Origin of the sequence: Variovorax sp. efr-133-TYG-130, from assembly GCF_030208835.1 — a bacterium.
Classification (GTDB): Bacteria; Pseudomonadota; Gammaproteobacteria; order Burkholderiales; family Burkholderiaceae_C; genus Variovorax.
Genome location: NZ_JARVTD010000003.1, coordinates 870,789 through 889,620, shown reverse-complemented (window position 1 = coordinate 889,620; position 18,832 = coordinate 870,789). Strand labels below are relative to the sequence as shown.

The 18,832-nt window shown below is 67.6% G+C and carries 20 protein-coding genes; 13 read left to right on the top strand and 7 right to left on the bottom strand.

Translation table 11 applies throughout. The annotated features are described in order from the left end of the window. Window positions 1-34 precede the first annotated feature (34 nt). The 4 genes from QRN67_RS06295 to QRN67_RS06280 all read left to right on the top strand — a co-directional run bounded on the left by QRN67_RS06295 (window position 35) and on the right by QRN67_RS06280 (window position 5,000). Complete coding sequence (locus tag QRN67_RS06295; protein WP_285411108.1) at window positions 35-952, top strand: LysR family transcriptional regulator; 918 nt, start codon at window positions 35-37, stop codon at window positions 950-952. Between the two features lie 79 nt (window positions 953-1,031). Further along, window positions 1,032-1,262, top strand: a complete 231-nt coding sequence (locus tag QRN67_RS06290) for a hypothetical protein (protein WP_081269590.1) — start codon at window positions 1,032-1,034, stop codon at window positions 1,260-1,262. An 80-nt stretch (window positions 1,263-1,342) separates the two neighbouring features. Next, window positions 1,343-2,971: a phospholipase D family protein gene (locus QRN67_RS06285; RefSeq protein ID WP_285411107.1), complete on the top strand. Its 1,629-nt coding sequence runs from the start codon at window positions 1,343-1,345 to the stop codon at window positions 2,969-2,971. A 118-nt stretch (window positions 2,972-3,089) separates the two neighbouring features. Beyond that, window positions 3,090-5,000 (top strand): hypothetical protein, encoded by a 1,911-nt coding sequence (locus QRN67_RS06280; RefSeq protein ID WP_285411106.1) that lies wholly within the window; start codon window positions 3,090-3,092, stop codon window positions 4,998-5,000. A gap of 19 nt (window positions 5,001-5,019) precedes the next feature. On the opposite strand, the gene QRN67_RS06275 is transcribed toward QRN67_RS06280, so the two are convergent. From QRN67_RS06275 to QRN67_RS06260, 4 genes are all read right to left on the bottom strand, one after another. After that, window positions 5,020-5,535 carry a murein hydrolase activator EnvC family protein gene (locus QRN67_RS06275; RefSeq protein ID WP_106934130.1) on the bottom strand — a complete coding sequence of 172 codons (516 nt, stop codon included), beginning with the start codon at window positions 5,533-5,535 and terminating at the stop codon, window positions 5,020-5,022. A gap of 140 nt (window positions 5,536-5,675) precedes the next feature. Then, window positions 5,676-6,158, bottom strand: coding sequence for a CreA family protein (locus tag QRN67_RS06270; protein ID WP_081269587.1), 483 nt, complete (start codon window positions 6,156-6,158; stop codon window positions 5,676-5,678). A gap of 14 nt (window positions 6,159-6,172) precedes the next feature. Continuing rightward, window positions 6,173-6,724, bottom strand: coding sequence for an NUDIX hydrolase (locus QRN67_RS06265; protein WP_081269586.1), 552 nt, complete (start codon window positions 6,722-6,724; stop codon window positions 6,173-6,175). A 17-nt stretch (window positions 6,725-6,741) separates the two neighbouring features. Continuing rightward, window positions 6,742-7,443, bottom strand: a complete 702-nt coding sequence (locus QRN67_RS06260; protein ID WP_285411105.1) for a fumarylacetoacetate hydrolase family protein — start codon at window positions 7,441-7,443, stop codon at window positions 6,742-6,744. Window positions 7,444-7,558: 115 nt separating this feature from the next. Here QRN67_RS06260 and QRN67_RS06255 point away from each other — a divergent pair, with 115 nt between their 5' ends. From QRN67_RS06255 to pgeF, 3 genes are read left to right on the top strand one after another with little or no spacing between them, the layout of a single operon-like run. After that, the gene (locus QRN67_RS06255) at window positions 7,559-8,473 is read left to right on the top strand and encodes a tetratricopeptide repeat protein (protein ID WP_285411104.1); all 915 of its coding nucleotides are present in this window, start codon (window positions 7,559-7,561) and stop codon (window positions 8,471-8,473) included. 23 nt (window positions 8,474-8,496) lie between these two features. Continuing rightward, window positions 8,497-9,135: a maleylacetoacetate isomerase gene (gene maiA, locus QRN67_RS06250; RefSeq protein ID WP_285411103.1), complete on the top strand. Its 639-nt coding sequence runs from the start codon at window positions 8,497-8,499 to the stop codon at window positions 9,133-9,135. 5 nt (window positions 9,136-9,140) lie between these two features. Further along, window positions 9,141-9,899 carry a peptidoglycan editing factor PgeF gene (gene pgeF, locus QRN67_RS06245; protein ID WP_285411102.1) on the top strand — a complete coding sequence of 253 codons (759 nt, stop codon included), beginning with the start codon at window positions 9,141-9,143 and terminating at the stop codon, window positions 9,897-9,899. Here the strand turns inward: pgeF and QRN67_RS06240 are convergent. Then, window positions 9,831-10,145, bottom strand: a complete 315-nt coding sequence (locus QRN67_RS06240) for a hypothetical protein (RefSeq protein ID WP_285411101.1) — start codon at window positions 10,143-10,145, stop codon at window positions 9,831-9,833. The two genes, pgeF and QRN67_RS06240, sit on opposite strands and share 69 nt — an antisense overlap. A gap of 110 nt (window positions 10,146-10,255) precedes the next feature. On the opposite strand from QRN67_RS06240, the gene phaC reads away from it, so the two are divergent. Together phaC and QRN67_RS06230 are read left to right on the top strand one after the other, a co-directional pair. After that, window positions 10,256-12,013: a class I poly(R)-hydroxyalkanoic acid synthase gene (gene phaC / locus QRN67_RS06235; RefSeq protein WP_285411100.1), complete on the top strand. Its 1,758-nt coding sequence runs from the start codon at window positions 10,256-10,258 to the stop codon at window positions 12,011-12,013. 37 nt (window positions 12,014-12,050) lie between these two features. Further along, complete coding sequence (locus tag QRN67_RS06230; protein WP_081269580.1) at window positions 12,051-13,229, top strand: acetyl-CoA C-acetyltransferase; 1,179 nt, start codon at window positions 12,051-12,053, stop codon at window positions 13,227-13,229. 39 nt (window positions 13,230-13,268) lie between these two features. On the opposite strand, the gene QRN67_RS06225 is transcribed toward QRN67_RS06230, so the two are convergent. Then, entirely contained in the window at window positions 13,269-13,901 is a 633-nt protein-coding gene (locus QRN67_RS06225; protein WP_285411099.1) for a glutathione S-transferase family protein, read from the bottom strand. 28 nt (window positions 13,902-13,929) lie between these two features. Here QRN67_RS06225 and yghU point away from each other — a divergent pair, with 28 nt between their 5' ends. After that, window positions 13,930-14,808 carry a glutathione-dependent disulfide-bond oxidoreductase gene (yghU, locus tag QRN67_RS06220; RefSeq protein ID WP_285411098.1) on the top strand — a complete coding sequence of 293 codons (879 nt, stop codon included), beginning with the start codon at window positions 13,930-13,932 and terminating at the stop codon, window positions 14,806-14,808. A gap of 28 nt (window positions 14,809-14,836) precedes the next feature. Beyond that, window positions 14,837-15,427, top strand: a complete 591-nt coding sequence (locus QRN67_RS06215; RefSeq protein ID WP_285411097.1) for an NADPH-dependent FMN reductase — start codon at window positions 14,837-14,839, stop codon at window positions 15,425-15,427. A gap of 456 nt (window positions 15,428-15,883) precedes the next feature. Here QRN67_RS06215 and QRN67_RS06210 read toward each other — a convergent pair whose 3' ends face one another. Then, window positions 15,884-16,810 (bottom strand): LysR family transcriptional regulator, encoded by a 927-nt coding sequence (locus QRN67_RS06210; protein ID WP_106934138.1) that lies wholly within the window; start codon window positions 16,808-16,810, stop codon window positions 15,884-15,886. Between the two features lie 107 nt (window positions 16,811-16,917). Between QRN67_RS06210 and QRN67_RS06205 the strand changes: the two genes are divergently transcribed. Together QRN67_RS06205 and QRN67_RS06200 are read left to right on the top strand one after the other, a co-directional pair. Beyond that, window positions 16,918-17,898, top strand: a complete 981-nt coding sequence (locus QRN67_RS06205; protein WP_285411096.1) for a tripartite tricarboxylate transporter substrate binding protein — start codon at window positions 16,918-16,920, stop codon at window positions 17,896-17,898. A 30-nt stretch (window positions 17,899-17,928) separates the two neighbouring features. Next, window positions 17,929-18,825 carry an HTD2 family dehydratase gene (locus tag QRN67_RS06200; protein ID WP_285411095.1) on the top strand — a complete coding sequence of 299 codons (897 nt, stop codon included), beginning with the start codon at window positions 17,929-17,931 and terminating at the stop codon, window positions 18,823-18,825. The last annotated feature ends 7 nt before the right edge of the window (window positions 18,826-18,832 follow it).

The window sequence follows — 18,832 nt, the reverse complement described above, 5'->3', positions numbered from 1 at the left end:
TATTTCACGTCTCGATGAATTTCACTCATTAGCGATGCTGGAACGCGCTCATCTGTCGATCGTCCAGGAAGTGGACAAGCAAGGCTCGCTCACGGCCGCCGCCGAGGTGCTGCACCTCACCCAATCGGCCCTGAGCCATTCGATCCGCAAGCTCGAAGCCCAGCTCGGCACCGAGATCTGGCAGCGCGAAGGGCGCAGCCTGCGGCTGACCCAGGCGGGGCAGTACCTGCTGGCGGTCGCCGACCGGGTGCTGCCGCAACTGGACCTGGCCGAGGAGCGCCTGCGCCAGTTCGCCCAGGGCGAGCGCGGCTCGCTGCGCATCGGCATGGAGTGCCATCCGTGCTACCAGTGGCTGCTGAAAGTGGCGTCGCCCTATCTGGCGAGCTGGCCCGACGTGGATGTCGACGTGAAGCAGAAATTCCAGTTCGGCGGCATCGGCGCGCTTTTCGGTTACGAGATCGACCTGCTGGTCACGCCAGACCCGCTCTACAAGCCGGGCCTGCACTACGAGCCGGTGTTCGACTACGAGCAGGTGCTGGTGGTCCCGCGCGGCCACGCCCTGGCAGGCGTGCCTTACGTGAAGCCCGAGCACCTGACGCAGGAAGTGCTGGTGACCTACCCCGTCGCCACAGACCGGCTGGACATCTACAACATGTTCCTCATGCCCGCCGGCGTGACGCCCAGGCGCCACAAGGCCATAGAAACCACCGACATCATGTTGCAGATGGTCGCCAGCGGCCGGGGCGTGGCGGCGCTGCCGCGCTGGCTGGTGCAGGAATATGCGGAAAAGATGGACATCGTGCCGGTGCGGCTCGGCCCTCGCGGCATCGCCAAGCAGATCTTCCTGGGCGCGCGCGAGGCCGACATCGAAGTCGACTACCTGAAGGCATTCGTCGAGCTGGCAAGGCAATCGCGCGAATTGCTCGAAAAAGGGAAAAACTCGCTGACTTGAGCCTGAAAGGACCTGAAAAGTAGTCCTTAGGGTTTCAATTCTTTGAACTGCGGAACAAAAGAGTTATGGTGTTTACATCATGGACACCGCCCGGCTCGACCTCCGTGTGCCAGCAGGCTGGAGCTGCTGGGTCGAGCTCATGCGCACGCCGCGCGGCACCTACGTCGGTTTCGCCGAGCTGAGCCAGAGCGGCATTCCGCGTTGCGCGCTGGTGATCACGCAGCAACTCTCATGGGACGCGGCCGTGGAGCGCGCCACGCTGCGGGCCGACCATTTCGTTCGGCAGTGGGGCGCGGCGCGGGGGCACTGAGCAGGCGTCGGCGACAGCGCCGCCGGGCGCGGGCGTGGTAGAAACCGCGAGCGTTTTCAACCCCCCACGTTCCGCTTCCGATGCCGCACTCGTTCCGCCGGGCTACCCCAATACCGCGCGCAAGGTGGCTGGCTTGGCTGCTGGCCGGCGTGGCCATGCTGTTCCTGGCCGGCTGCGCGGGACTGCCGGCCGACGTGCAGCGCAAGCCCTCCACGGCCATCACGGACGGCGCGGACACCACGCTCGGGCGCCTCGTGCAGGCGGCGGCGCCGCCCGGCGAACCGCTGAGCGGCTTCCGCCTGCTGCCGATGCCGCAGTTCTCTCTGCATGCGCGCGTCGAGCTCGCGCGCCGTGCCCAGCGCTCCATCGACGTGCAGTACTACCTGGTGCAGAACGACGAGACCGGGCGCTACCTGCTGCGCGCGCTGCGCGACGCGGCCGACCGGGGCGTGCGCGTGCGGCTGCTGGTGGACGACCTCTATACGGCCGGCGCCGATCCGCTCTTCACCAGCTTTGCCGCGCATCCGAATGTGGAGGTGCGGCTGTTCAACCCGTTCCCGGCGGGGCGGGACCGTCTGGGCACGCGCTGGGCCTGGTCGATCCTCGACTTCGACCGCGTGCATCGGCGCATGCACAACAAGCTCTACGTGGTGGACAACGTGGTCGGCGTCATGGGCGGGCGCAACATCGCCAACGAGTATTTCCTGCGCGACGGCGGCTCCAACTTCATCGACATCGACACGCTGGTGGCGGGCGCGGTGGTGCCCAGGCTGTCGTCGCTGTTCGACATGTACTGGAACAGCCCGTATGTGTACCCGATCGAATCGCTGGTGCCCGCCACCGGCGAAACCCGGGCGCAACTGCGCGAGCGCTTCGACAGGCTCACCACCGGCCCGGCCCAGCTGCACCCCGAGGAGCCCGGTTCCACCGACCTGCTCGGCAACAACCCGCTGGCCAAGGACCTCGACGCCGGCGCGCTGAAGCTGGTGTGGGCGCGCGCCGAGGCCTATGCCGACGCGCCCGCCAAGGCGCTCGCGCCGACCGAGGAGGCGCGCGGCCTGCCGGCGGACGAATCGAGGGACAGCGTGCTCTACAACGTGCGCCGCTACATTCGCGGCGCCGAGAACGAGGTCCTGCAGACCACGCCCTACCTGATACCCGGGCGCGGCGGCATGGAGAGCATCCGCATCGTGCGCGGCAACGGCGTGAGCTACAGCATCGTCACCAACTCGCTGGCGGCTACCGACGAGTCGCTGGTGCACATCGGCTACCGCCGCTACCGGCCCGAGATGCTGCGCCTGGGCGTGGAGCTGTACGAGCTGAGCCCCAAGCGGGTGGAGCAGACCAAGCGCTTCGGCATGTACGGCTCGGCCAGCGGGAGGCTGCACGGCAAGTCGGCGGTGATCGACCGCAGGATCGTGTTCATCGGCTCGATGAACTTCGATCCGCGCTCGATGCTGCACAACACCGAAGTCGGCATCTTCATCTTCAGCCCGCAGATCGCGCAGCAGCTCACCAGCCTGATCGGCTTCATCCGGCTGGACGGCGCCTACCAGCTGCAGCTGGGGGCGACGGGTGCCATCGAGTGGGTGAGCCCGGCCTCGGGCGACGCGGCCGACACCATCCTGCACCAGGAGCCGGAGACGGACTTCTGGTCGCGCTGGAAGCTGGACCTGCTGGCGCCGCTGGTGCCGGAGAGCCTGCTCTAGCTGCCGCCGAGCCGCATCCTCAAAACAGAGGATGGTGAGTGGAAGGGGTCCACAGAAGAATCACACGGCTCGTAACGAGTTGATTCTTCTGTTTACTCCCTTTCACCTAGAACCATCCATGAAAACACCATCCGTGGCTCCGGCCGCCTCCATCTCGTTCTTCAAGACGACGCGCTCCGCTTGCGCAGTGGCGTTCCTGATCTCGCTCGGTGCCTGCGGCGGGGGCGGGGGTGGTGGCGGCGGTAGTGGTTTTGTCGGCCTGCCCGTGGCCGGGGGCTCGAATCCCCCCGCCAGCAATCCGCCGCCGGCGTCCATGGCCTTCTCGGGCACGGCCGCGTCGGGCCTGCCGCTGTCGGGCACGGTCACCGTGAAGGACGCCAAGGGCGCCACCAAGACCGTGCAGCTGTCTTCCAACGGCGGCTACACGGTGGACGTGACCGACATGACCGCGCCTTTCGTGTTCCGCGCCGAAGGCACGGTGGGCGGCCAGCGCGTGGTGATCCACTCGGCCGCAACTGCCGCGGACGCCAACGGCACCATCAACATCACGCCGCTGACCGACCTGGTGGTGGCCAACATCGCCGGCAAGGTGGCCGACAAGTACTTCGACAGCGGCGATTTCGCTGCGCTGTCGGCCACGGAGCTCAAGGCCGAATCCGACGCGCTCAAGGCCAAGCTGCTGCCGGTGCTGCTGGCCATGGGCGTGGACTCGAGCATCGACCTGCTGCGCACCGCGTTCTCGCCGTTGTCGAGCGCGCTGGACAAGGCGCTGGATGTGCTGCGCGTGAGCGTGGACCCGGCCACCAACGTCGCGACCATCACCAACATCGTCACGCAGCAGCAGGTCGTGGACGACCTCGCGGTCAAGGCCGCCCAGGACGCCGGCACCACGCCGATGAGCGGTACCGGCATGGAGACCGCGGCCGACGACGTGGTGCTGATCCGCAAGGCGCTCTCCGACATCACGGCCAAGTTCGCGAACGGGCTGCCCGCGCCGGCCGATCTGCTGCCGCTGCTGACTAGCACCAGCAACAGCGCCTACAGCTTCCGCCTGGCCGATGCGAGCGCCAGCGACTTCGTGAGCGACCTGGCGGGCGACACCAACATGGTGGGCGCGAGCTTTGCCGACGTGGTCATCAACCGCATCAACTACACGGTCGACGGCACCAACAACCTGGCGCCGCGCGCCTTCGTCGAGTTCACGCACAGGGACAAGAACGGCGTGGCCTTCAGCAACAACAAGAGCATGCAGATCGTGAAGGGCAACGACGGCGTGTGGCGCTTGCGTGGCGACGGCCGCGTGCTCGACATCAACCCGCACATCCAGGCCTTCAAGGACCCGGTGTCGGGCTGCGTGATCACGGGGCTGGAGTTCTCGATCAGGGACCCGAACCCCAACAACAGCAACGCGGCGGTCGCCGTGGTGGTGACCGGTCCGGGCCTTCCGCCGAACGGGCTGCGCCATGTGCGCCCCGCGCTGGCGGGCGACTACTGGCCGATCCAGGGCAACAACGGCAGCAACCAGTACGCGCTGGCATCGAACTGCGCCGGCGCATCGACGGCGGGGCTGAGCGACAGCGCCATCGCGGCGATACCGGCCGCGCCTGAATACACCTTCACGGCCTACACCAGCAACGACACGGTCGCGCAGATCACGAACAGCACGTTCGACATCGTCTACAAGCAGAGCTTCAATGCGCGGCCGTTCACGCTGGCCGAGGCGGCGGCTTTGACCTACCCGAGCTTCACGACCACGCCGGCGCTGGCTTCGTACAGCGGCGGCAGCGACTTCGCGGTCAGCGCGACGGGCCTGAACCCGGCGTTTTCGTCGGAGTTCTTCCTGGCGCTGGCCGGCGCCACCTCGACGCCGAGCAAATGGTCGGACCAGGCCGACGTGGCGCCGTCGGCCGCGGGTGCGGCGTCGCACACCTTCAATGCGCCGGCCATGTCGGGCCTCGTGCTGCGCAGCATGTTCGTGAGCACGCGCGACGCCAACTGGCGCGAGGTGGTGCTGCGCCAGGCCAACTGAGGGAACTGCCGGCCGGCGGCTACTGCGGCGGCTGGCGGCCGTTGAGGTAGGGCTCGGGGTCCACGGGGTTGCCGTTCCTGCGGATCTCGAAGCGCAGCTTCACGCGGTCGGCGTTGCTGCGGCCCATTTCGGCGATCTTGTCGCCCTGGCGCACCACGGTGCCTTCCTTGACGAAGATGGTCTGCAGGTGCGCGTAGGCGGTGAGGAAGGTCTCGTTGTGCTTGATGATGACCATGTTGCCGTAGGCCGGCAGTTCGCCGCCCACGTACACCACGCGGCCGTCGGCCGAGGCCAGGACCGGGTCGCCAAGCGTGCCGGCGATGTCGATGCCCTTGGTGCGGTCGCCGTCGAAGCGCGCAATGATCGGGCCGTTGACGGGCCGGATGAACTGTGCCGCGGGGCGCTGTGCCACCGGAGGCTTGGCCGCCGGGGCGGTAGGCCAGGGCGTGTTGAGGTCGACGGTGGTGCACGCCGCGAGGCTCGCGGCAAGCAGCGCTGCAGCGCCGGTACGGAAAGCAAGAGTCTGGAGTTGCATGGCGCCTTGTTGGAACGGATTCGTTGCGGAGGGTTCCTTCGGTGCGGCTCCACCGGGCGGAGCCGCGCGAGCGATGCTAGCAAACTCGCGTGCCGGCTCCCCGGGAAGTGCCGGGCAGCAAAGGGGCAGTGGGGCGCGCGCTACTTGAGCGGAATCGGCGTGCCACGGTCGATGGGCACGGCGGTCACGCTGTTCTTCGGCGAGCCGTCGACTAGCAGGTCGGAGTAGGTCAGGTAGACCAGCGTGTTGCGCTTGGGGTCGACCATGCGCACCACGCGCAGCCGCTTGAAGAGGATCGACAGCCGCTCGCTGTAGACCTCTTCGCGCTTGGGCAGCGGTTGCGTGATGCTCACCGGGCCGACCTGGCGGCAGGCTATGGAGGCTTCGGACTTGTCCTCCGCCACGCCGAATGCACCGGCCAGCCCGCCGGTCTTGGCGCGCGACACATAGCAGGTGACGCCGCTGACCTTGGGATCGTCGTAGGCCTCGATCACGATCTTGTGGTCGGGGCCGATGAGCTTGAAGGCGGTGTCGACGTCGCCCACCGTTTCCGCGTGTGCCGTGGCAGCCAGGATGAACCCGAGGCCGAGCGCGGTGCGCAGCAGGGTGGAGCGAAGTGTCATGGTGTCGTGCGGTTTCAGATGAGGTCGATGGTGTGGACGCGGTCGAAGCTGCCGCGCCGGCGGTCTTCGAAGTAGTGCTCGAGCGTTTCACGCACGGTGCGAAAGGCGATTTCTTCCCAGGGAATCTCTTCCTCGGTGAAGAGCTTCGCCTCGATGGTCTCGTGGCCGGGGTCGAACTTGTCGTCGAGCAGGCGCGCGCGGTAGAACAGGTGGACCTGGCCCACGCGCACGACGCTGATCACCGAGAACAGGCCTTCCATCTCGAAGTTCGCGCCGGCCTCTTCGTCGGTCTCGCGGGCCGCGCCCTGGGCGGTGGTTTCCTCGAGTTCCATGAAGCCGGCGGGCAGGGTCCACTTGCCCCAGCGCGGCTCGATGTTGCGCTTGCACAGCAACACCTTGTCGCCCAGGACCGGAATGGTGCCCACCACGTTGAGCGGGTTCTCGTAGTGGATGGTGTTGCAGGCCGGGCAGATGGCGCGCTGCTTGGTGTCGCCGTCGTCCGGAACGCGGTAGACCACGGCGGTGCCGCAGTTCTTGCAGTGCTTGATGGGAACGCGCAGGAGCATGAAGCCGTCCGCCGCCTTCAGACGATCCTGACGGTCAGCGCCGGCAGGCCCGCGACTTCGCCCACCAGCGTGTCGCCGGCCACCACGGCGGCCACGCCTTCAGGGGTGCCCGTGAAGATCAGGTCGCCGGGCTGCAGCTCCCACGCGGCCGACAGGTGCTCGATGGTCTCGGCCACGTTCCAGATCAGCTTGCTCACGTTGCTGCGCTGGCGGTCGGCGCCGTTCACCTGCAGGGAGATCTCGGCTTTTTCGGCGTCGCCGGCCTGTGCCACGGGCACGATCGGGCCGATGGGCGCGCTCTGCTCGAAGCTCTTGCCGATGTCCCAGGGGCGGCCTTGTTTCTTCATGTCGTTCTGCAGGTCGCGGCGCGTCATGTCGAGCCCGACCGCGTAGCCGTAGATGTGCTTGTGCGCATCGGCTGCCGCGATGTTCTTGCCGCCGGTGCCGATGGCCACCACCAGTTCGATCTCGTGGTGCAGGTTCTTGGTGAGCGTGGGGTAGGCCATGGTGCCGGTCTGGCCGGCATCGACCGTCACCAGCGCGTCGGCGGGCTTCATGAAGAAGAAGGGCGGCTCGCGGCCGGTGAAGCCCATTTCCTTGGCGTGATCTTCGTAGTTGCGGCCCACGCAGTAGATGCGGTGCACCGGGAAGCGGGCGGGCTGGCCGGCCACGGGAACAGAAACGGTGGCGGGAGGGGCGAAGACAAACTCGGAAGCCATTGCGACGTGTCCTTTTTCAGCGAAACCTGGCGGGGGAAACCGGCAGTGTGCCAGAGGCGGGAGGCTCACAATAGCGCCTCCGGCGCAACCCCATTTCTTCGTTTCCAGTTTCACAATGCCAATCCGCCTCGGCAAAGCCGGCAAAGCCACCGCCTTCAATGAACTCGGCCGACGGCGCGACGACGAGGGCGACCAGGACGGCGCGCTCGAAGCCTACGCACAGGCCAGCGCCGTCCACCCGTACTGGGCGGCGCCCTGGTACAACGCCGGGCTCATCCACAAGTACCGCGGCGAATGGGCCGCCTCGCTGCAGGCCAATGCCCGCGCGGTGCAATGCGAGCCGGACAACCAGGGCGCGCTCTGGAACCTGGGCATCGCGGCCACGGCGCTGGGCGACTGGGCCACGGCGCGGCGCGCATGGCGTCAGTACGGCATCGGCATTCCGGACGGCGAAGGGCCGATCGATTTCTTCGTCGGCCTCACACCCATCCGCGTGCACGGCGACGAGGCCAGCGAGGTGGTGTGGGCCGACCGCATCGACCCGGCCCGCGCCATCCTGCGCAGCGTGCCGACGCCGGCCTGCGGCCACCGCTGGGGCGACCTCGTGCTGCACGACGGCGCGGCCAACGGCTACCGCATGCGCGGCGATCGCGAGGTGCCGGTGTTCGACGCGCTGGAGTTGATCGCGCCGTCGGAGCACGGCACCTATGAAGTGACGATCGAGTGCGTGGCGCAGGAAGACATCGATGCGCTCATCCGGCGTTTCGAGGCGGCCGATGCCAGCGCCGAGAACTGGACCACCAGCATGCAGGTGCTCTGCCGCGCCTGCTCCGAAGGGCGTCCCCACGGCGAGGGGCACAACCACGAACCCGGCGAGCCGCCCGGCGCGCGCGGCCCGTGGCGCCTGGGCATCGCCGCCCGGGAGGAGGGCGCCGCGCTGCGCATCCTTGCCGAATGGCGCGAAACAGCGACGCCGGGCTGCGTGCTCGGCGAGCTGCGCTGCCTGCTGATGGGCGTGCCTCGTACTTGATGGCGCGCTATGCTCGGAAAACCATGAAGCTGCACAACTATTTCCGCTCCTCTTCCTCGTTCCGCGTGCGCATCGCCCTCAACCTGAAGGGCCTCGATTACGAGTACGTTCCCGTGCACATCGCGCGCGGCGAACACCGCACCGGCTCCTATCCCGCCATCTCCGCCGACATGCTGGTGCCGTTGCTCGAGGACGAGGGCGAGCGCTTCTCGCAGTCGATGGCCATCATGGAATACCTCGACGAAGTGCACCCCGAGCCGCCGCTGCTGCCCAGCGACCCGGCCGGCCGTGCGCATGTGCGCGCGCTGTCGCAGTCGATCGCCTGCGAGATCCATCCGCTCAACAACCTGCGCGTGCTCAAGTACCTCGTGAAGGACCTGAAGCTCGACGAGGAAGCCAAGAACAACTGGTACCGCCACTGGGTGCGCGACGGCATGCTGGCCTTCGAGCGCCAGCTCGCGCAGCACCCCGCCAGCACCTACTGCTGGGGCAACACGCCCACCATGGCCGACTGCTGCCTGGTGCCGCAGATCTTCAACGGCCGCCGCTTCGACTGCGACTTCAGCGGCCTGCCGCGCACCATGGCCGCATTCGAGGCCTGCATGGAGCTCGACGCCTTCCAGCGCGCGCAGCCCTCGCGGGCGCCCGACGCGGAAGCCTGAAGCCGATGGATGCGCGCTGGCTCGTGCCCGAGTGGCCCGCGCCGCCGAACGTGCGGGCCGTGTGCACCACGCGAGACGGCGGGGTTTCGCAGGGGCGCTACCAGAGCCTGAACCTCGGCGACCACGTGGCCGACGATGCCGCGCACGTCGCCGAGAACCGCAGGCGCCTGCGCGAAGCCGTCGGCGCGCGGCCGGTCTTCCTGCAGCAGGTGCACGGTACCGGCGTGGTCGCCCTCGACGACGAGCGGCACGTGGTGCGCGACGGCGCGGCGGCAGATGGCTGCACCGCCACCGCCACGGGGCTGGCCTGCACCATCATGGTGGCCGACTGCCTGCCCGTGCTCTTCACCGACGAAGCGGGCCACCGCGTGGCGGCCGCGCATGCCGGCTGGCGCGGACTGGCGGGCGGCGTGCTCGAGCAAACCGCACGGTCGTTCGCACAGGACTCGTCCGGCAAGGTCATCGCATGGCTGGGGCCTTGCATCGGGCCGAAGGCCTTCGAGGTCGGCCCCGAGGTCAAGGCCGCGTTCGAGGCGCATGCGCACGAGGCCGCCGCGTGCTTTGTCCCTTCTGCATCCGCCGGCAAGTGGCTGGTCGACCTGCCCGCGCTCGCACGCCAGCGCCTGCACGCGGCCGGCGTCGCGTCGGTGCATGGCAACGACGGCACCGACGCGTGGTGCACCGTCGCCAATGGCTCAAGGTTCTTTTCGCACCGGCGCGACGGTGTCAGCGGGCGTTTCGCCGCGCTGGTCTGGAAGGTCTGAGGCCGCTGCTTCTTCAGCCCTGGCGGCGCGGCGTGCGGCTTCCTGCGCCTCGGCCTCGCGCTGCTTGATGGCCCGCCGCCGCGCCGGGGTACTCATCAGGTAAACCACCAGTGCCAGCGGCGCCAATCCGTACAAAAGAAATGTGAAGATGGCGCCCAGCACCGTGCCCGTGGTGTTGGTGGCTTCGGCCACCGCCATCATGAGTGCGACGTAGAGCCAGCCGATCACGATCAAATGGATAAACACGGAATTTCAGTCGTTAAGGGAAAGAGCGGCGTTGTGGGTGCCTTGTGAATGCAGGATACTCAAATCACGCAAGCCATCCGTTTCGTTTCAGGCGAGGACCAGGAGACATGATGAAGCAACAAGCCGCGGGGGCCGATGCGTTCGCGCCCTTCCAGCAAGCAATGACCGAGGGATGGACCAAGGCGCTGGAAGCATTCCAGCAATCCGCCGCGCAGGGGGCCACGGCCTTCAACGTCGGCGGTACGCCGCTGTGGCAGATGCCGCAGATGTCGCCGTCGAAGCTGCCCGAGCTGCCGAAGCTGTCCATCGACCCCGAAAAGCTCAAGGCCATCCAGCAACAGTACGTTGCAGAAGCAACCGACCTCTGGCGCCGCGGCTTCGACGCCAGGCCCGAGGGCGACAAGCGCTTCGCCAGCGAAGCCTGGGGCAGCAACCCGCTGTCGGCCTTCTCGGCGGCCGTGTACCTGCTCAATGGCCGCACCATGCTCAGCATGGCCGAGGCCATCGACGCCGACGAGAAGACCAAGGCGCGCATGCGCTTCGCGGTCGAGCAATGGATGGCTGCCTCTTCGCCCAGCAATTCGCTCGCCTTCAATGCAGAGGCCCAGAAGAAGGCCATCGAGACCCAGGGCGAGAGCATTGCCAAGGGCATCCAGAACCTGCTGCACGACATGAAGCAGGGCCACGTCAGCATGACCGACGAGAGCGCCTTCGAGGTGGGCCGCAACGTGGCCACCACCGAGGGTGCGGTGATCTTCGAGAACGACTATTTCCAGCTGCTCGAATACAAGCCCCTCACCGCCAAGGTGTACGAGCGGCCGTTCCTGCTGGTGCCGCCGTGCATCAACAAGTTCTACATCCTCGACCTGCAGCCCGAGAACTCGCTCATTCGCTATGCGAACGAGCAGGGCCACCGCGTGTTCGTGGTGAGCTGGCGCAACCCCGACGAGTCGATGGACAAGGCCACCTGGGACGACTACATCGAGAACGCCGCCATCAAGGCGATCCACACGGTGCAGGAGATCAGCGGCAGCAAGCAGATCAACACGCTGGGCTTTTGCGTGGGCGGCACCATCCTGAGCACCGCGCTGGCGGTGCTCGCGGCGCGCGGCGAGAAGCCGGCCGCGTCGGTCACGCTGCTGACCACCTTCCTCGATTTCAGCGACACCGGCATCCTGGACATCTTCGTGGACGAGCAGATGGTGCAGTACCGCGAAATGCAGCTCGGCAAGGGCGGCCTGCTGCCCGGCGGCGACCTGGCCTCCACCTTCAGCTTCCTGCGGCCGAACGACCTCGTCTGGAACTACGTGGTCGGCAACTACCTCAAGGGCGAGACCCCGCCGCCGTTCGACCTGCTGTACTGGAACAGCGACGCCACCAACTTGCCGGGGCCGTTCTATGCCTGGTACCTGCGCAACACCTACCACGAGAACAAGCTGGCCAAGCCCAACGCGCTCACCGTGTGCGGCCAGAAGATCGACCTGGGCAGCATCGACATTCCGGCCTACATCTACGGCTCGCGCGAAGACCACATCGTGCCCATCGGCGGCGCCTATGCCTCCACGCAGCTGCTGCCGGGCAAGAAGCGCTTCGTGATGGGCGCGTCGGGCCACATCGCGGGCGTGATCAACCCGCCCGCCAAGAAAAAGCGCAGCCACTGGATCCGCGAGGACGGCAAGTTCCCCAAGACCCAGGCCGAATGGCTCGCCGGCGCGCAGGAACACCCGGGCAGCTGGTGGACCGACTGGGCACAATGGCTCAAGGGACACGCGGGCAAACAGATCCCCGCGCCCAAGGCGTACGGCAACGGCAAGGCCTACAAGGCCATCGAGCCGGCGCCGGGCCGCTATGTGAAGGCCAAGGCCTGAGCGCAACAGATTTCAAATCACTTCAACGGAGAACCTCATGGAAGACATCGTCATCGTTTCGGCCGCGCGCACGGCTGTCGGCAAGTTCGGCGGCTCGCTCGCCGGCATTCCCGCCACCGAGCTGGGCGCCATCGTCATCAAGGAAGTGATCGCGCGCGCCAACCTCACGGCCGAACAGGTCGGCGAGGCCATCATGGGCCAGGTGCTCGCGGCCGGCGCCGGCCAGAACCCCGCGCGCCAGGCATGGCTGAAGAGCGGCGGCGCCAAGGAAACGCCGGCGCTCACCATCAACGCCGTGTGCGGCTCCGGCCTGAAGGCCGTGATGCTGGCGGCCCAGGCCGTGGCCACGGGCGACAGCGAGATCGTGATTGCCGGCGGCCAGGAAAACATGAGCGCAGCGCCGCACGTGCTGCCCAATTCGCGCAACGGCCAGCGCATGGGCGACTGGAAGCTGGTCGACACCATGATCGTGGACGGCCTGTGGGACGTCTACAACCAGTACCACATGGGCATTACCGCCGAGAACGTGGCCAAGAAGTTCGGCATCGACCGCGCCGCGCAGGACGAACTGGCGCTGGGCAGCCAGACCAAGGCCGCGGCCGCGCAGGACGCCGGCAAGTTCAAGGACGAGATCGTCGGCGTGAGCATTCCGCAGAAGAAGGGCGACCCCGTCATCTTCGATACCGACGAGTTCATCAACCGCAAGACCAGCGCCGAAGGCCTGGCCGGCCTGCGCCCCGCCTTCGACAAGGCCGGCGGCGTGACCGCGGGCAATGCCTCGGGCCTGAACGACGGCGCCGCAGCCGTGATGGTCATGACGGCCAAGAAGGCCGCCGCGCTCGGCCTGAAGCCGCTGGGCCGCATCGCCAGCTACGCCACCGCAGGGCTCGACCCCGCCATCATGGGCATGGGCCCGGTGCCCGCGTCGACCAAGGCGCTGCAGCGCGCCGGCTGGAAGGCCGCCGACCTCGACCTGCTCGAGATCAACGAAGCCTTCGCCGCGCAGGCCTGCGCCGTGAACAAGGAAATGGGCTGGGACGTGAACAAGGTGAACGTCAACGGCGGCGCCATCGCCATCGGCCACCCCATCGGCGCGTCGGGCTGCCGCATCCTGGTGACGCTGCTGCACGAAATGCAGCGCCAGAACGCCAAGAAGGGCATCGCGTCGCTGTGCATCGGCGGCGGCATGGGCGTGGCGCTGACGATCGAACGCTGATCGCAGCAACCGGGCGCTTGCGCCCGTCGGTGTCGCCGCTCAGCGCGACATAGACGGCCGCTGCGCCATCGCGGCACGCCAGCGCAGCAGCTCGGGGTGCCGCTCCCCCGGCTTGACGCGCACCACGCGCGCAAAGTCCACCGCGACCACCGCGGCGATGTCGGCAATGCTGAACCGGTCGGTGGCGATGAATTCGCGGCCGGCCAGCCGCTCGTTCAGCGTCTCGAAGAAGTGCTGCACGCGCGCCTGTCCGCGCTGCGCGAGCTCGGGAATCTGGGCGTAGTTCACCGGGCCGGGCAGGGCGCGGTCGGCCATGGCCGGCGAGCCGTTGCGCAGTGTTTCGGCAATGGCCAGCAGGCCTTCGAATTCCACGCGCCAGTTCCAGCTGGCGATCTCGGCTTTTTCGGCTGGCGTGCGGCCCAGCAGCGGCGGCTCGGGGTAGCGCGCTTCCAGCCAGGCCGCGATGGCGGCGTTGTCTGTCAGGAGGCCGTCTTCCTCGGTGCGCAGCGCGGGCACCGTGCATTGCGGATTGATCTCGCGGTAGGCGGCGCCCAGCTGTTCGCCGCGCACGAGGTCGACCTGCACCGTTTCATGGGCAATGCCCTTCTCGGCAAGCAGGATGCGCGCGCGCCGCGGGCTGGGCGCCGTGGCGCAGTCGTAGAGAATGATCATCGTCTGTCCAACTCCTGGAATTCATCGCATGAATGGCACGACCGCCTATACGCCGCCCACCGTCTGGTCCTGGAACAAGGAAAGCGGTGGCCGCTTCGCGAACATCAATCGCCCGATCGCGGGTGCTACCCATGACAAGGACCTGCCGACCGGGAAGCACCCGCTGCAACTCTATTCGCTCGCGACGCCCAACGGCGTGAAAGTCACGGTGATGCTGGAAGAACTGCTGGCGCTGGGCCATGCCGGCGCCGAGTACGACGCCTGGCTGATCCGCATCAACGACGGCGACCAGTTCGGCAGCGGCTTCGTTGCGGTGAACCCGAATTCCAAGATCCCGGCGCTGCTGGACCGCAGCGGCGCGGCGCCCGTCCGGGTGTTCGAGTCGGGCGCGATCCTGCAGTACCTGGCCGAGAAGTTCGGCGGTGCCTTCCTGCCGGCCGAGCGCGCGGCGCGCGCCGAATGCCTGTCGTGGCTCTTCTGGCAGATGGGCAGCGCGCCTTATTTGGGCGGCGGCTTCGGGCACTTCTACGCCTATGCGCCGACGAAGATCGAATACGCCATCGACCGCTTCGCGATGGAAGTCAAACGCCAGCTCGACGTGCTCGACCGCCGGCTGGCCGAGAGCCGCTACCTGGCCGGCAGCGAATACACCATTGCCGACATGGCCGTCTGGCCCTGGTACGGCACGCTGGCCAAGGGACAGCTGTACGAAGCGGGCGAGTTCCTGCAGGTGGGCGAGTACAAGAACGTGCTGCGCTGGACCGACGAGATCGCGCAGCGCCCCGCGGTGCAGCGCGGGCGCATGGTCAACCGCGCCTGGGGCCAGCCGTCGAGCCAGTTGCACGAGCGGCACGACGCCAGCGACTTCGACACCCGCACTCAGGACAAGCTGCAACCGCCGGCCTGAGCCAACCCGCAACAAACAAGGAGCTTCGATGAGCGACAGGATCCTGGTCTTCTACGGCTCGTACCGGTCCGACCGCATGGGCGTGCGCCTGGCCGACTACATCGTCGCGGGGCTCAACGGGCGAGGCGCGCAGGCGGAGCTGATCGACGCCAAGGCGGTCGACTTGCCCATACTCGACCGCATGTACAAGGAGTACCCCAAGGGCACCGCGCCGGCGGCGATGGAAGGCCTGGCCGAAAAGATCCGCACGGCCGACGCCTTCGTCTTCGTGACCGGCGAATACAACTGGGGCCCGCAGCCCGGCCTCAAGAACCTGACGGACCACTTCCTGGAGGAGTGGTTCTGGCGGCCCGCCGCGGTTGCGAGCTACTCGGCGGGGCGCTTCTCGGGTGTGCGCTCGGGCACGGTGTGGCATTCGATCCTGTCGGAAATGGGCATGGTCGTGGTGTCGAGCACGCTCGCGGTCGGGCCGATCTCTCAGACGCTGGACGCGCAGGGCAAGCCGACGGGGAGCGCGGGCGATTCGCTCGACCGCTCGTTCGGGCGGTTCGCGGACGACCTGGCCTGGTGGACCGAGGCGGCCCGGGCGCAGAGGGGGCGCAAGGCGCCGCCTTACTGAGCCCTGAAAGCCCGGTATCGGCGGTGCGCCCGAAGCATCTTGTTCACCGCCCAAAATTTAGGCAGGTTGTTGAATCCCCTTATAAAACAACAGCTTAGATTGCTTTTACAAGGCTCCACCTGAGTTACCCCCAAAGTTGTGCACAGAAAATGGGGAGTAACCCTGGCGGGTGCGGTTCCGCGCGCAAGTTGGCGGCACGCAGCGAAAAAATTTTGCTCTGCATCGTGCGTTCAGGTCGCGCTCCAACGATCCTCTGCTAGGAATGCGACTAGAAAAATGCCTTCGGACCGGTGTCCGGGCGCCAAGGTTGTGCACTGCTCAAATTTTGAGCAAAGTGTGGAATACCTATATAAAACAACGAGTTGCAGCGCTTTTACAATGCTCCTCATGAGTTACCCCCAAAGTTGTGCACAGAAAATGGGGAATACGCGCATCGGCTCAGGTTTCGCGCGCAACTTAGGGTGAATCGGGCTGCCCCAGCGTCCGCGCCTCGTCGGCGTAGTGCCGGCACAAGGTTTCCACCAGCGCCTGTGCATAGATCGGCAGCGCCGCCCGGTCGCGCACCAGCAGGTAGCGCTCCCGCACGCACCATGCATCGCTGAGGTCGATCAGCGCGAGCTGCATGCTGTCCTGGTTGCGCCGCGCGGCCGACTCGGGCACCACGCCGATGCCCACGCCGCTGCCGATCATCCGGCACATGGCGTCGAAGCTGCCCAGCTGTATGCGCAGCTTCTGGCGCTTGCCCAGGTTGTCGGTGATCTGCGCCAGGAAGGTCTGCAGCGTGCTGCCCTGCTGCATGCCGATGGCGTCCTCGTCGAGCGTCTCGGCAAAGGCGATGCTGCGGCGCCTGGCGAAGCGGTGCTTGCGCGAAGTGACCAGCACCAGCCGGTCGGTGCTGAAGTGGATGGCTTCCAGCCCCAGCGTGTCGACGCGGCCGGCGACGATGCCGATGTCGGCGCGGCCGTCGAGCACACCGCGCGGAATCTGAGCATTCGGTTTTTCCTGAAGGTCGACGTTGATGCGCGGGTTGTTCGCAAGAAAGCCCGGCAGGATCTCGGGCAGGAAGTCGGTCACGGCCGTGGTGTTGGCGAACACGCGCAGGTGGCCGCGCAGGCCGCCGCCGTATTCGAGCAGGTCGGCGCGCAGCTGCTCCGTCTGGTGCAGCACGAGGCGCGCGTGGTGCAGGAAGGCTTCTCCCGGCGGCAGCAGCCGCACGCCGCGGGCCTCGCGCTGCAGCAGTTGCAGGCCGGCCTGCGTTTCCAGCGCCTTGATGCGCGCGCTGGCGGCGGCCAGCGACAGGTGCTGGCGCTCGGCGGCCCGCGTGAGGTTGCCGAGTTCGGCCGTGGCCACGAAGAGCCGCAGGTCGGTGAGGTCGAAGAGCATCGCCCGATCTTAGTCAAGCCTTCGGAATCGCAGAAGGCTGGGTTCCGAATTCGCAGATTGCGCGCGCGGGTGGCGCCGACGACCATGCGGCCATGGAGACAAGAAACATGAGCTTTCGCGCATTCGCGCTGCTGGCGCTCGCCGCCGCGGCCACCCTGGTGCAGCCGGCTGCGGCCAGCGCCGAGCCATACCCCTCGCGCCCCGTCACGCTGGTCGTGCCGCAGGCGGCCGGCGGCACCAACGACATCGTCGGGCGCCTCGTGGGCCAGAAGCTCGGCGAAGTGATGAACAACGCCGGCGTGGTGGTCGACAACCGGCCCGGCGCAGGCGGCAACATCGGCACGCAGCTGGTGGCCAAGGGGCCGAAGGACGGCTACACCCTGCTCATGACCATCAGCAGCAGCCAGGCCATCAACCCGGCGCTGTACAAGAACCCCGGCTTCGACCCGGTGAAAGACTTCAAGCCCGTCGGGCTGATCGGCTCGGTGCCCAACGTGCTGCTGGTCAACCCGTCGTTTCCGGCAAGGAACTTCGCCGAGTTCCTGAAGCTCGCCCGGCAGAAGGGCGCCAACTACCAGTACGCCTCGGCCGGCAACGGCACGCTCAACCACCTGCTCGGCGAAATGCTCAACAGCATGGCCGGCATCTCGCTGCAGCACGTGCCGTACAAGGGCGTGGCGCCCGCGCTCAACGACGTGCTGGGCGGGCAACTGCCGATCGTGTTCGCGAGCCTGCCTTCGGCGCTCTCCCACATCAAGGCCGGCAAGCTGCGCGCGCTGGCCGTGAGCGGCGACAAGCGCTCGCCGGTGCTGCCCGACGTGCCCACCATCGCCGAGGCCGTGCCCGGCTACAACGGCACGCTGTGGATCGGCCTGTTCGCGCCCGCCGGCGTTCCGGCCGACGTGCTCGCGACATTGCAGGACGCCACGCGCAAGGCGCTGGCGTCGAAGGACCTGCGCGACAAGCTGGACCAGCAGGGCGTGGAGATCGCGCCCGACACCTCCCCCGAACAGTTCGCGAAGCTGCTGCAGGACGACCTCGCCAAGTGGGCGCGCATCGTCAAGGCATCCGGCGCCGCGGTCGATTGAACCGAAGCATCGAAGCAAACCCACCCACCCATGAGCGAGCAAACCTCCCCGAACCCCCGCCTGATCGACGACGGCACCCTGGCAAAGCTGCAGGCCTGGCAGGGCCGCAGCGAAACGCTGGCCGACGACATCACCGCCGCGCCCGTGCGTGCGCTGTCCGCCACCCTCGACCGCGACGACGCCGCGCCCGCGGCCGGCACGCGCCTGCCTGAGCTGTGGCACTGGCTCTACTTCCTGCCGCACCACCGCCAGTCGGAAATCGGCGAGGACGGCCACGCCCGGCGCGGCGGCTTCCTGCCGCCGGTGCCGCTGCCGCGCCGCATGTGGGCCGGCGGCCGGCTCCATTGGGAGGCGGGCAATGCGCTGCGGGTCGGCGACAAGGCGGAACGCACCTCGACCATCGCGTCGGTCACGCACAAGGCGGGCCGTACCGGCGAGCTGGTGTTCGTGCTGGTGCGCCACGAGGTGCGCAACGAGCGCGGCCTGGCGCTGACCGAGGAGCACGACATCGTCTACCGCGCCGCCGCGCAGCCCGGCGAATCGGGCCCGCCACCCACGCCGGCGCCGAAGGACGCCGCCTTCAGCCGCGACATCGCGCCCGACGACGTGCTGCTGTTCCGCTACTCGGCGTTGACCTTCAACGGACACCGCATCCACTACGACCGGCGCTACGTGACGCAGGTCGAGGGCTACCCGGGCCTGATCGTGCACGGACCGCTGATCGCGACGCTGCTGGTCGACCTGCTGCGCCGCAACGTGCCGGACGCGCAGCTCGCGCGCTTCGAGTTCCGCGCGGTCCGCCCGACCTTCGATACCGCGCCGTTCCGCGTGCACGGCAAGCCGGGTGCGGACGGCAAGACATTCAGCCTCTGGGGCGAAGACGCCGACGGCTGGCTCACGATGCAGGCCACGGCCGTGCTGGCCTGAAGAGGGA